Origin of the sequence: Micromonospora sp. BQ11 (genome assembly GCF_052068135.1) — a bacterium.
GTDB lineage: Bacteria > Actinomycetota > Actinomycetes > Mycobacteriales > Micromonosporaceae > Micromonospora.
The window spans coordinates 244,416-256,362 of sequence record NZ_JBQHDB010000008.1 but is presented as its reverse complement, the minus strand read 5'-3'; the positions used below and the strand labels follow the sequence as shown (position 1 = coordinate 256,362).

At 69.4% G+C, this 11,947-nt stretch carries 11 protein-coding genes; 3 read left to right on the top strand and 8 right to left on the bottom strand.

The annotated features are described in order from the left end of the window. Nucleotides 1-1,211 precede the first annotated feature (1,211 nt). Nucleotides 1,212-2,078, bottom strand: a complete 867-nt coding sequence (locus ACTMSW_RS19235; RefSeq protein WP_441182002.1) for a hypothetical protein — start codon at nt 2,076-2,078, stop codon at nt 1,212-1,214. Nucleotides 2,079-2,351: 273 nt separating this feature from the next. Between ACTMSW_RS19235 and ACTMSW_RS19230 the strand changes: the two genes are divergently transcribed. After that, the gene (locus ACTMSW_RS19230) at nt 2,352-3,326 is read left to right on the top strand and encodes a hypothetical protein (protein WP_441182001.1); all 975 of its coding nucleotides are present in this window, start codon (nt 2,352-2,354) and stop codon (nt 3,324-3,326) included. 131 nt (nt 3,327-3,457) lie between these two features. Here the strand turns inward: ACTMSW_RS19230 and ACTMSW_RS19225 are convergent, their stop codons facing one another. After that, entirely contained in the window at nt 3,458-4,525 is a 1,068-nt protein-coding gene (locus ACTMSW_RS19225; RefSeq protein WP_441182000.1) for a tetratricopeptide repeat protein, read from the bottom strand. 518 nt (nt 4,526-5,043) lie between these two features. Between ACTMSW_RS19225 and ACTMSW_RS19220 the strand changes: the two genes are divergently transcribed. Continuing rightward, nucleotides 5,044-5,370: a TraR/DksA family transcriptional regulator gene (locus ACTMSW_RS19220; protein WP_441181999.1), complete on the top strand. Its 327-nt coding sequence runs from the start codon at nt 5,044-5,046 to the stop codon at nt 5,368-5,370. A gap of 200 nt (nt 5,371-5,570) precedes the next feature. After that, nucleotides 5,571-6,116 carry a GNAT family N-acetyltransferase gene (locus tag ACTMSW_RS19215; RefSeq protein ID WP_441181998.1) on the top strand — a complete coding sequence of 182 codons (546 nt, stop codon included), beginning with the start codon at nt 5,571-5,573 and terminating at the stop codon, nt 6,114-6,116. An 80-nt stretch (nt 6,117-6,196) separates the two neighbouring features. Here the strand turns inward: ACTMSW_RS19215 and ACTMSW_RS19210 are convergent, their stop codons facing one another. From ACTMSW_RS19210 to ACTMSW_RS19185, 6 genes are all read right to left on the bottom strand, one after another. After that, the gene (locus ACTMSW_RS19210) at nt 6,197-7,747 is read right to left on the bottom strand and encodes a C40 family peptidase (protein ID WP_441181997.1); all 1,551 of its coding nucleotides are present in this window, start codon (nt 7,745-7,747) and stop codon (nt 6,197-6,199) included. A 160-nt stretch (nt 7,748-7,907) separates the two neighbouring features. Continuing rightward, nucleotides 7,908-8,291 carry a hypothetical protein gene (locus tag ACTMSW_RS19205; RefSeq protein WP_441181996.1) on the bottom strand — a complete coding sequence of 128 codons (384 nt, stop codon included), beginning with the start codon at nt 8,289-8,291 and terminating at the stop codon, nt 7,908-7,910. Further along, the gene (locus ACTMSW_RS19200) at nt 8,291-8,689 is read right to left on the bottom strand and encodes a hypothetical protein (RefSeq protein ID WP_441181995.1); all 399 of its coding nucleotides are present in this window, start codon (nt 8,687-8,689) and stop codon (nt 8,291-8,293) included. The genes ACTMSW_RS19205 and ACTMSW_RS19200 overlap by 1 nt, the downstream gene beginning before the upstream one ends. 119 nt (nt 8,690-8,808) lie before the next feature. After that, on the bottom strand, nt 8,809-9,798 hold the full coding sequence (locus tag ACTMSW_RS19195; RefSeq protein ID WP_441181994.1) for a DUF932 domain-containing protein: 990 nt from the start codon (nt 9,796-9,798) through the stop codon (nt 8,809-8,811). A 74-nt stretch (nt 9,799-9,872) separates the two neighbouring features. Next, nucleotides 9,873-11,171 carry a helix-turn-helix domain-containing protein gene (locus ACTMSW_RS19190; protein ID WP_441181993.1) on the bottom strand — a complete coding sequence of 433 codons (1,299 nt, stop codon included), beginning with the start codon at nt 11,169-11,171 and terminating at the stop codon, nt 9,873-9,875. Between the two features lie 174 nt (nt 11,172-11,345). Then, entirely contained in the window at nt 11,346-11,936 is a 591-nt protein-coding gene (locus ACTMSW_RS19185) for a hypothetical protein (RefSeq protein ID WP_441181992.1), read from the bottom strand. Nucleotides 11,937-11,947 lie beyond the last annotated feature (11 nt).

Sequence of the window (11,947 nt, the reverse complement as noted above, 5' to 3'; positions counted from 1 at the left end):
GGGCTTCCGAACTGCGATCGGCATCTTCGTCTGCCGCAACAGGGCGCAGCAAACAGAATTTAGCGGCGCTGACACTGTCAACGGCGGCTGAAATCTGACCCCTGGTGACGCGCGGGTCGCTACGTAAGGGGTCAGTTTTCACACGTCGTCGATATTGACACCTCGCTGTGTCAACAGCAATCGCTCGCCGCACTCTCATAGCCGCGATTCGCGCAGCCATGCCGCGATCCGGGTGGTTGCAGCCGACCGGCTGGCCCTGCTGGTGTCGGCTCCGCCTGAAAGTTCAGCCGGTGTTGACAGCTGGGACTTTCGGGAGCCCGCTCACGACGAGTGGGCTCCCCGGAGCCTGGCCCGACTCGAACGGTGCTGCCACCCCTGGGCTCAGTGACGCGCGGTACCGGCGCCGCGTCGTTGGGCAGGCCGGCCCCAAGCCTAGTGCGCTCGTCCACGATCGGGGTGCCGCACATGCCACCGCGTAGGGCGTACCGAGAGAGATCGACACCTTCCGGGAGTCCTGCCATTGCCGATCGGCGCACTCACCGGCGTTGGATAGAGCTGAGGCTCTGAACTGCGGTGATTTGAGCGAGCGATTCGGCGTGGCGTCCCAGGAGAGACCGAAGTGGTCGGCTGTATGTTTCGCAAGGCGCGGATCGGGTGTCCGCTACGTCCGCCGGCTCATGCGTCGCTGTCAGGCTCGGTATAGCCGTGTGTGAGTAGCACGGCCAGGAGCTGGTTGTGCCACGTCTTCTCATCGGCGTCGCGCCACCGGTGCTGCCGTGGGCACTGCCAGTTCGGTGGCGGTTCTTCGGGGAGGAGACATCCACCGAGCGCGAGCTGGCCGTCGGTGGCAGCAGCTCTCGCTTCTGGGGCGGGACGGCCGAAGAGCAAAGGGACGCCTGCTGTGTGGCACTCGGGGCAGGCTGGGATCACGTCGCTACGGTACCGAGCCTGCGACCTCTGCGGGGCTCCTGTGGTCGGGTCGGGTCCGGCAAGCTGGCTGGAGGAGCGAAGAGGCCGGGTGCCATGTGCGTCTACGGCATCGGTGGCCGCTCCGTCGGGCCCGGCGTGGTCGGGTCGACCTCCGCACGTGCTGAGACCGGCGCGTGACGCAGTCACGCGCGGAGGCGTGACCAAACTCTGCGGCCCGGGTCGGGTGCAGATATGAAGTGGCGGGCGGGAGCGTTACCGTTGCCGGCGTCCCGACGGTGTGCTCAGCCATTGCTCCGCTCGGCGGCGTTTGTCGTCGTCGCCTGACTCCTCACTGCCACCAGTAGACGCATCCGTAGCTCTGCCGGGACTTTGGCGATGTCCCTCGCCTGGTGCGTGCGTGCCTTCCAGCCGCACAGGTGCCGCACGGCGCCGGCGTCGATGTGAGCTTCCGTGGGGTAGGTCTGCATGGCTCGGATGAGGTGGGCGATCGGAGTTTCGACGAGCGCTGGCGCCGGCAGTGCTTCGTGTACGGGGAAGCCGGTACAGCGCCCTGTTCCCGAGCCATACCAGGCGAGCGTGACGCCAGCCCGCTCGACCGGATCCGGAATCGCTTCTTCGAGACGGCGGGCGACCAGCCGGTGTATCCCCTCGGGAAGAAGCCCGTCGGCGCTGCCGGCGGCCACCGCCACATCAAGTAGGTCATGTACTGCGGCGGGTGCAGCGGCCCTCCACCGCTGCTCGGCGAGCCGCCGCTCGTGGCGTTCGCGTTGCCGCTGTTCCTCCTGCACCAACGGATTTTCGATCCCATGCTCGGCGAGCCAGCGCAGCACCGCACCGCCATCGCGCAGCCTGGCGTCGCCGTCCCAGCCCGACCAGCGCAGGTAGTGGGCGTGATGAAACCCCACGGCTGCAGTCAGCCGCCCGCTCCGGTCGAAGAACTCGAAGGCGAGATCGCCATGACACATGCAGTACCCGTCGGTCGTCTGCGTGACGGCCAAGGCCTGGACCAGCCGGCGAACTGCCACCGGCTCAGCCACCTCCAGCAGCACATCCTCGCCCAGCACCCAGATACCGGACACCCCACCATTGGTCACCCGAACTCGGGCGGCGCTGCGCAGAACCTCGCCGAGGGTGGCTTCCGAAGTCACCCCGCTATTCTGCGGTCGCAACGCCCTGTCGACGAGACCCGCCCCTGGCGATCTCCGTACTGGTGCTGTCCATCATCCGCGGCCGGCCCGACCCCACGAACCTGGTCGTCGCCTCCGGTTCGGTGGCATTCGCGTTCCTGTTACAACACATGGTTGGCTGGACGTTGAACCGGTGAAACGGCATCGGGGTGTGCCTGTCTCCGGCGAGTCGGGCCTCCGGCGAGAGCCGGGCACCTACTGCCGGTCGGCTGACGAGCTGGGTAGGACGTGGTGATGACCGTTGACTGGAGCCGGCTCGGGCACGCGTACGGCCGGGCGACCGATACCCCGGAGCACCTGGCCGCGCTGGAGTTCGGTGACGCCGAGGCCCGGGAGGCCGCACTGGATCACCTCGACATGGCGGTGCTGCATCAGCGTTTCCCGGAGACGGCGACCGCGCCGGCAGTTCGGGCCGTGACCGAACTGCTCGCCGAGGGGCGAGCCCACCCGGACACCGTCGAATCGCTTCTGGAGTTCCTCGGCGACGCCGCTATGAGCGTGACCGACCTCGCCGACGATCGCCACTTCGCCGGGATACTGCCGGACCTCGCCGATGCCGTGGCGCAGGCATACCCCGTGGTGCTTCCGCTGCTCGCCGCGTCTTCGCCGGACCGGGCGCTGTTTCACGCGGAGAACCTCGTGGCGATCGCGCGGATGCCGTCCCTGGTCGACCGGCGGGAGGAACTGGCGGCGCTCATCCTCGAATGGTCGAAACGAGGCGCCGGGCCGCAGACGGGATGGCTGCACTGCCTCGGCCAGCTCGGCGTCGACCTCCGCGACCGGCTCCTCGACCCGGACCCGGCGGTCCGGCTCCGAGCCGCGCTGGCCCACGAGGACGACCCACGCGCCCGTGAGCTGATCCTGACCGCGCTGGCTGAGCCACCCCCTCCGGGAGTGCACCAGTTCACGATCGTCGCCGCAGCGATCCGCATCGCCACCGACTTCGACGAGATCACCACGGCTGCGTGCCAGGTGGCCAGTCGGGACAGTTGGACAGGCTTCGACGACGGCTGGGGAGCGCTGGTGCGGTTCGCCTTCCCCAAACCGCACGCGACGCACCGGCCCCTCACCGAACCGCAGCGCGCACTGGTGCGGGCGCTGGTAACCAACCACGAACTCTGGGACCCGACGAACGGCAGCTGCGGGCTCGTCTTCACGCAGGCCGGACTACCGCACAACCGGAGTGCCTGTCGCCGGCTCGCTCGGTGAGCGCACGAGAAAAGCGCTCAACAGCCAGAGGATCGATGCCTGCGCAGGGTGCAATGATCCACGCGGCGATCGCGGTGGCCGTCCTCATGCTCACGCCACGCCCAACGCCGAAGCCAAATGACGGGCGAGTACTAATGGCTATCCGGACGCCGGGCGGCCCTCCGGTCGGCGACGGCGATCGCCACCGTGCTGACCATCAACGCCAGGAAGTGCGCCGCCATCAGGGCCAGCATGGCTCCCGACCACGATTCGTCCGGGTCCTGCCGCAGCGCGGTGACGGCCAGTCCGGCCGTGGTGGGCGCGAACAGCGCCACCCCGATCACCCTTACCCGGGCCCGCGGGTCGGTGCGGAGGACATGCTCGGCGTACGTGCGCGCGCCCGGTGAGAGGGCGCGCCAGGTGCGGGTCGCCCAGAGCAGCCACAGCGCAGGCGGCAGCAACACCAGCAGCCACATCCACGGGAGCATGGCGAACACGCCGAGGAAACCGGCCGCCCAGACCGACATCATCGCCCAGCCGGCGAGGCCGCCGACGACCAGCCGGTCCAGTTCGGCGCGGGCGACGTCATTAGTCGGTTCGGCAGTGAGTACCGCGCTGACGTGCCCGGCCGCGGTCGCCAGCCGACCGCGGGTGGCAGCGATCTGACCGAGCCCGGTCAGTGCCGCCCGGTGCTCCGGGGCGAGCGCCAGTGCCCGGCGGTAGGAGCGTTTGGCCAGCGTGTTCCACCTGATCGACTGGTACATCGACGCGCGGATGTAGTGCGGTTCCGCCGACTCAGGGGCCAGACCCACCGCCCGCCTGATCGCCCGGAACGCGCGGCGCGGCTGCCCGAGGCCGAGCGAGGCGAGCGCCAGCGCGGCGTGCCCCCGCCAGTCGTCCGGATCGAGACGGACGGCTTCCACCGCGCTGGCCCGGGCCGCCGCCGGCTCTTCCATGCCGACGTGGGCGAAGGCCAGCAGCAGGTGTCCCTCGTACTGCCCCGGCCCGACCGAGACGGCCCGTGCCGCCGCGTCCCGCATGGCCGGAAAGTCGTCCTCCGCCTGGTGGGTGCGCGCCAGCACGTGTAGGGTCTCGACGTGGTGCGGGTCGGCCGCCAGGACCGCCAGGATCTCCCGCCGCGCGGCGTCGGCCCGGCCGACCTCCAGCAGCGCCTCGGCTCGGGCCACCCCGGCGTCGTCGGCCGCCACGTCCTGCGTCACCGGCCCAGCCTAGTCTGGTGTCCTGAGCTGTTAACTCGTCCGCAGTATGTGACGAGGCCGTTCAGGGTCTCGTCGGCGGTCCTGGTCCACACGAACGGTTCGGGTCGGTGTCCATGCCTCGATCCAGGTCTGTACGTCGGCTCCGTACCCCCGCACGACCTGATTACTGCCAGGATCAGCGGCAACCAGCCGGACCGCGCCGGGCGCCTTCGCGGCGCCCGGCGCGGGTGAGCTGCCGGCTCCGCTCAGCGGTTGCCGAGGATGAGATCGGCATGCTCGCCCCGGCCATCCTGACCATCCTCACCGCCCAGCAGCCAGACGCCGGCCCGAACCGGAGATCATCGCGTTGACCGTCGCCGAGATCCGCCGACTCCTCAACGCCTTCTTCCTGGCCGCAGCACTGCCACAGAGCACACCCTGAACTGGTCGATCTGGCGGCGAACATCCCAAGCCCGCGCCCGACGAGCCCACTACCAGCGCAGACAGGCGAAGTGACGTTGGAGTATTAGGCTCCATATATGGTCCGGGATGAACTGCTGCGGCTGCGCGCGAGGGCCGAGGCTGAGGCGGCGACGCTAGCCCGGGATCTGGAGGCGCTGTTCCTGGCATCGCGGGATTCGAATGCTGACGACGAGCACGATCCGGAGGGTGCCACCATCGGCTTCGAACGCGCCCAGTTGACCGCGCTGCTGGCCGGGGCGCGGGAGCGGATCGCCGACGTTGACGACGCGCTGCGTCGGGTGGACGCGGCGACCTACGGCGTCTGCGAACGATGCGGGCAGTCGATCGGCGATGAACGGCTTGCCGCGCGGCCGTTCGCCCGCTTCTGCATGGCATGCGCATAGGGCAAGAGGGTTGGCGAACACTGGGGGCGCTCACCAATTACAGTGAGGCGGTTACGCGGGCTACGACGAGGTGCGCTCAACTGCCGCGGACACGCGTCACGGAGCGCAGCCGACCGCCCAAGGGCGGCGGCGCACGGTCGTGCCGAATTGAGGTTGCCGAGCCGATTGCTCGGGTTGGCTGAGAGCCCCAGAATCGGGGCATGCTGCCGACGGAGATGCCGTGTCTCGACGAGCCGCCAGCGCGCTTGCGGGCGTTTCGGTTGGACGACGCCCCGCTCGTCGCTTCGGTCGCCTCGGACCCTCTCATCCCCCTCATCACGTCAGTGCCGCGCTCCGATGCGGACGAGGACATCGCTGCCTACCTTGAACGGCAGCACCAACGGCTCGCTGAAGGGTCTGGCTACTCCTTTGCGATCGCGGACGCCGAGACCGACGAAGCTGTGGGGAACATCGGCCTCTGGACCAGCTACATCTCCACCGGGCGGGCATCGATGGGCTACTGGATCGCACCGCAGCACCGGCGCCGCGGATACGTCCGGGCCGCTTTGAGCGCCTGCACCGCTTGGGCTAGCTCACTGGACGACGTCAAGCGGCTGGAGCTGTTTGTCGAACCATGGAACGAGGGTTCGTGGCGCGCCGCAGAAGCCTGTGGCTACCAGCGCGAAGGACTCCTGCGCAGCTGGCAGCAGGTCGGGACCGAGCGCAAAGACATTTACGTCTACAGCCTCATCCCTGTCCGCGACTGAACGTACGGATCTGCCGTGATCTGCTCGCCGAGGTCGGTGATATAGCGAACCAAACGGGATCGAGGGTGGAGCCGACGCTGTCACAGCACAACGCGTCTGATGGTGGCGATCTGGCCGGACCAGTCACTCAGTTGCGAGATCTTGACCGTGTCGCCGGTTGTTGGCGCTTGGATGATCAGGTCCTGTCCGATGTACATGCCGACGTGGCGGGGGTTGGCCATGGTGCCGTGGCTGCCGGGGATGAAGACGAGATCGCCGGGGAGCATGAGCGCCGGACTGGCCACCGGCTTTCCGGCGCTGACCTGGTCCGTGGTGACGCGTGGGATCGAGATGCCGGCTGCCCGGTACGCCGACTGCATGAGCGACGAGCAGTCGCACTGTTTGTCGGGGTCACCGGAGCGCGGGTCGGTGCAGGAGCCGCCGAACTGGTACGGCGTACCGAGCTGGCCGACGGCCCAAGCGATGGCGGTTGCGACGGCGGGCGGGGTAGTGGCGGGTAACGCGAACCCGGCGGGAAGTGCGTCGAGCGCATCCGTGGTGCAGTCAGCGAGGGTGCTGGTCAGCTGCTCCACGAGGTGCAGGGCGTCGTCGGTCCACTTGGCGTAGGCCCCCGGATAGGCGGACACCTGGACGGCTTGTGCGGCCTGGGTCAGCGGCATCGTCTGCCAACCGGACACGGTCTGAAGCTTGTTGAAGAATTTTCCGGCTTGGTAGGCGGGTTGGGACAGTTGCGCGATGGTGCCCCAGCCTTGGCTGGGGCGTTGCTGGAACACGCCGATGGAGTCGTGGTCGTTGTTCTCGCCGAGGTGATGCAGGTTGCGTAGACCGGATTCCTGCATGGCGGTGGCGACGGCGACGATCCAGCCCCAGCGGGGTACGCCTCTGGCGACCCCGACATCGATGATCGTGGCGGCGATGTCGAGTTGCTCGGTGTCCCATCGGCCGGCGCCGGGCGGCTGCCCGGAGGGGCGTATGGCCGGCGCGGCGGCGACGGCGCATCCGCCGGAGCCGCCGCCGGTGACGGAGGACAGCAGTAGCAGGGGCAGGCCGATGCAGGCGATGACGACGACGGTGACGACGCCGATGACGATCTTGGTCATGGTGATGGCCTCTCGGGATAGCAAGAAAGGAGCGGTCTGTGTGCGGGTGCGCGGCCGGACGCTGCGCGGCAGGGGTGCGTTCTGGAGGCGGTGAAGAGGGGGAAGCAGTCCGGCGTGGGTCTCGCGGGGATGTCTCCTCTTGTCGTGAAGCACGAAAAGGTCGTGGGCCGCCCACTGGGGCGGCCCACCTTGAGCGGTCGGGGTCAGTTGGGCATTGTGCCGAGGACGTTGGCGGCTTGAGAGCAGGTGTTCGATGACGAGGCCGACGCTGTAGACGTCGGCGCGGGTGTCGATCTCGGTGGCGCGGTCCCAGTCCCAGGTGCCGTTGGCCATGGCCGGGACCTGCCAAAGGTCGCCGCTCCGTTCGAGGAACAGTGCGTGTCCCAGCTGGTTGGTCAGCAAGGTGATTGGCTGGGTGGCGCAGGTGATGGCGCAGGCGCAGCCGTGCTCGTCGTAGGTGAGGCGCGGCAGGTGGTGGTGAACGATGCAGCGGCAGTCGCAGACCCTGCGCCACGGTGGCGTGTGGGTCATGGGTTCCTCCTGACGGGTGTTGTGCGCGTATGCCTCGGTCGCTGCCGGTGTAGGGGCGGCTTCCGAGGCGTACGCGGTGGCGCGAATGTCAGGTCGTCATGGGTGCGGTGGCGGGATGGTGGAGCTGCCGTGGTGGTCTGAGGAGCACGGTGTCCTGGATCTAGCGGGTCTCCTGCACGGTGAGCACGTAGGCCGGTAGCCGCGGTACGTGCTCGCGCCAGGCGCGGTAGAGGCGGTGGGTTCCGTCGACGAGCAGCGGGCCGGTCGGTGCGCCGTCGACGCTGAGGTGCGCCACGATCAGGGGCCTGGTCAGGTCGGTGGTCATGGCGGAGGTCCGGTTGAGGGCGGTGCTGGTCGGGCCGATGAGGCTGGTCGCCCACGGGTTGGGGTGGTCGAGATGGGCGAGGTTGTACGCGGCGGCCCACGCCGGCACGTCCACGGGGCGGGTGTTCCGGGGCGACGCTGCGATCAGCGCCTGCGCGGCGTCGATCGAGAACACCCACGGCCCGAAGTGAAACCACTGGGGTGGTCGGCGCCCGGTCACTAGTGGTCCTTGTTCGCGGTGAGGCGGGTGTAGATCGCGACGCAGCGCAGGATCAGCTCGTGCGACGGCAGGGCCAGCAGGCGTTGCCTTTTGTCGTCGCGGAGTTGGTCCCAGATGAGGACGGTGACGCTAGCCGACCACAGGTCGACGAGGACGCCGTCGATCTTGGCGTGCTGCCGGTGGGCGACGATGCGCCGCAGCGTGTCGATGAGCGTGGGGTCTCCGGGTGGGTGGTGTGCGTCGTCGGGTCGTTGCGCTTCGGGCAGCAGGGTGTAGCAGTCCTCGCAGGTGGATTCGATGCGCGGCGGGTCTTCGGTTTCCCACCGCTGAAGGTCGGCGGCGGGCAGTCCGCACACCGACTGTCGGAGGTCACGGGGGTGACGGATGTGGCGGATCATGGGCGGCCCGCCCGGTCTGATACGCGCCGGGAGGTGCTCGGCAGTGCCATGGAGGTGTCCGTTCTATGCGGGCCGGGGCAGCGGTCCGTGGACCGCTGCCCCGACGGATCAAGGTGCGGTCAGACCTTCAGCAGGTCGAAGGCGGCGACCTTCAGCTCGCCGACGTTGCCGGTGAGCACCCGGTTGGCTCGGGCGATGTCGTTCTTGGCGGGCTGGTAGTGGTCGAGGTATTCGGTGATGGCCTGGTAGCCGGCCCACCGGCTGCCGGTGATGGCCTTCTGGGTGTCGGCCTCGCGGATCAGGTACTTGAGGGTGCCGAGGCGCTGCTTGGCGTTGTTCTTGGTCTGCTCGGATGCGGTGTCCTTGACCGGCCATACCTCGGCGACGACCTTCTCGAACTCGCGCATGGTCATCTCGGTCTGGAGCATCCGCTCGGCGGCCTTCTCGAAGGTCTCCAGGTACTTCCACATCAGGCCCAGCGCTTCACGGGCCTGGCTGATCTGGGAGTTGACGTTGGAGGTGTGCCGGAACGTGTAGTGCCCGGCCGAGTGGGCGAAGGCGGCGCGTTGGGTGTTGGCGCAGACGACCCGGATCGGGCTGGCGTCCACTCGCAGGGCGGCGGTGCCGTCGTGGGAGGTCGTGCCGATGAGGTAGAGGTCCAGGCGGTCCACCCCGGCGATCTCCATCGCCGTGGGCAGCTTCATCGTGACGAACACGCTCTTGCCGCGGCGCAGGCTTCCGGCGGTTTCGAAGTGGGCGCCGCCCACCTGGTCAACGAGGCGGTCGAGCATTTCGGCGCACTGCTCGTTCTGGACGACGGTGTAGTCGGTGCCGACGATGCCCAGGTACTCGGTGGTCCCGGTGACGGGGTTGCGGCGGACGGTCATTCGCCTGTCGTCGGCGGGGATCTGCACCTCGACGCCGTCGACGATGTCGATGCCGACGGTGCGGATGGTGCGCACGCCCCAGTCGCCGAGCCGGGCGGCGGCCATGATCTCCTCGGCCTTCATCGTGTCCTGGGTGACGGTGCCCAGCTGGTGCCAGGCCGACAGGCGGGCGCTGGCGAAGGCGGTCGTTCCGTCGGTGAACGTTTCGAGTTCGTGTGGCACGGTTCTCCTCTTCGATGTGCTGCGGGGGCCGAGCGCATGCGCTCGGCCCCCGCGATGGGTTGGGATAGGGCGGGTCAGGACTGCGAGGTGTCGTCGTTTGGCTGCCCGGTGCCGTCCGCGCCGACTCCGGTGGTGGTGCCGGTGTCGGCCGGCGCGGGGTAGGTGAAGGTCAGCGGCGTGTCGGAGGCCAGGAGGATCCGGCCGGTCGCGGCGGCTTTGGTGCAGTTGTTGCGTACCGCCCCGGAGCTGACCGCGCGGCCGAGCTGTGCGCTGATGGTGGTGGCGATGTCCTGCGGGCTCATCGCCCGGCCCGGGTTGGCGGCCAGGACGTCGAGGGTCAGCTTCTCCAACTCACCTCGGCCGAACGGCTGGCTGCCGTCGGCGTTGACGGTCGCGTCGCTGCGGCGGCCCACGCTCGCGGTGATGCCCGGGGCGCGCGGGGGCGTGCGCCGGGGCAGGGTGACGATGTGGGTGGCGCCGTCGGGCGCGACGACGTGCAGCGTGCCGTCCGTGCGAATCAGGGGCAGCACCGCCGCTGTGGCGCTCGGCGCGGTCGCCAGGCCGCGGATGACCTGGTAGCACAGCGGGCAGCGGGGCGGCTCGGGGTTCGGGTCGACCTCGCTGGCTCTCGTCGGGCCGGCGATCCACCGCTCCGGCAGGCCGGGCAGTCGGCGGGCGGCGTCGGCCTGCTCCATCGCGGTCAGCAGCCGGGAGGCGGTCGGGTGACTGATGCCGCTCTCGGCCACGATCAGGTCCAGGGTCGCGCCGGCGTCGCCGTAGTCGGCCAGGACACCCTTGATGGCCATGACCTTGCGGTCGCCGGGGCGAGCGGGCTGCACGGTAGTGATCGTGGGTGCCTGCTCGTCTTCGCCAGTGTCGGCGTCGTCGGAGTCGGTCGCGTCGTCGGGTTCGGTCGCGTCGTCGCTGACGATCTGGCTGCCGGGCTGGTCGGTCGTCTCGGTTTCCGGCGTGTCGTCGGCGTCGTCGCTGCCGTCGTTGGGTTGGCCGTTCTCGGCGTCGGTGCCGTGGACCGTATCGGTGGGCTGGTCGCCCATCTCGGAGTCCGGTTGGTCAGCGGTGTTGTCGGAGTCCGGGCCTCCGATGTCGGTCTCGTCCACCGTGTCGGCGGGCGTGAGGGCGGTGGCGTCGGTCGGCGCGGCGAGGGCCCACCGGGTGGGGGTGTCCTCGCTCGGGTCGGCGTCGGTGTTCACCGCGACGATGACACCGGCGTCGGCCAGGGTCTTGAGGGCCTTGTCGGTGGTCGAGCGGGCCTTGCCGGCTTTGTCGGCCAGCTCGTGGACGTTGCCCCGGCCGAGATCGGTCAGGGCGTCGAGGACGGCCTGCGTGGCAGGCGTCAGGGACAGGTGTTCCATCAGGGTTTCCCTCCTTGGGGGAACTGGTGGGACGCCTGGCACGCTGGTGTGCCGGGCGGTGGTGCGCCGGGTCGCGGGCAGCGGTCAGCCGGGCAGGCGCGTGACGCGGTGCGCTGCCGTGCTGCTCAGGTATGGCCTGGTGGTCTTGGCGGTGGGTGGTCCCGCGCCGGCCGGTCAGCGGTCGGGGACGGCCTCGTCGTCGGCGCCCTGCAATATGTAGAGGCGGTCCTCGGTCGGGTCGCGGTAGATCCCGGCGTCGGCGTGGGACAGCCGCAGCGGGTTGACGCTGCCGGGCGGGCGGAGCCGGGCGTCGGACGTGCCGACCTTGATTTGGGTGGCGTGTCCGGCGAGGTTCTGTCGGCGGCAGGAGTCGGTGTGCGGCAGGGCGACCAGGACCGTGTCACCGGGGTTGACGTAGCGCCGCCGCAGCGACCGGCCCGGGTTCGCTTCGGCGTACGCGGATCGCGCCTCGTCGCCGATGAGGGTGTCGATCCAGTTACGGGCGTACCGGTACTCGCGGGCCAGCGCCCGGATGGTCTCCACCGGGCCGGCGACCGTGCTGGTGGAACCGTTCAGGTCGTCTTCGTTAATCAGGAGGGTGCGCAGCTGATCTACCGCGAGCAGCAGCTCGGTGCGCAGGTGCCGCAGGGTGGCGGCGGCTTCGGGCAGGTGCGCAGCGGCGGGGACGGGGTCGGCGGCGTGTTGGTCGAGGCTGCGATCAGTCGTCGCGGTAACCCAGCGGCTGATCGTGTCGAGGTGCGGCATGAGGTCCCCCG

Bases quoted from the DNA above. Each gene is read 5' to 3' on its own strand.
- ACTMSW_RS19230 (WP_441182001.1), top strand. From the start codon at position 2,352: ATGACCGTTGACTGGAGCCGGCTCGGGCACGCGTACGGCCGGGCGACC.
- ACTMSW_RS19220 (WP_441181999.1), top strand. From the start codon at position 5,044: ATGGTCCGGGATGAACTGCTGCGGCTGCGCGCGAGGGCCGAGGCTGAG.
- ACTMSW_RS19215 (WP_441181998.1), top strand. From the start codon at position 5,571: ATGCTGCCGACGGAGATGCCGTGTCTCGACGAGCCGCCAGCGCGCTTG.
- ACTMSW_RS19210 (WP_441181997.1), bottom strand. From the start codon at position 7,747: ATGACCCACACGCCACCGTGGCGCAGGGTCTGCGACTGCCGCTGCATC.
- ACTMSW_RS19200 (WP_441181995.1), bottom strand. From the start codon at position 8,689: ATGATCCGCCACATCCGTCACCCCCGTGACCTCCGACAGTCGGTGTGC.
- ACTMSW_RS19190 (WP_441181993.1), bottom strand. From the start codon at position 11,171: ATGGAACACCTGTCCCTGACGCCTGCCACGCAGGCCGTCCTCGACGCC.
- ACTMSW_RS19185 (WP_441181992.1), bottom strand. From the start codon at position 11,936: ATGCCGCACCTCGACACGATCAGCCGCTGGGTTACCGCGACGACTGAT.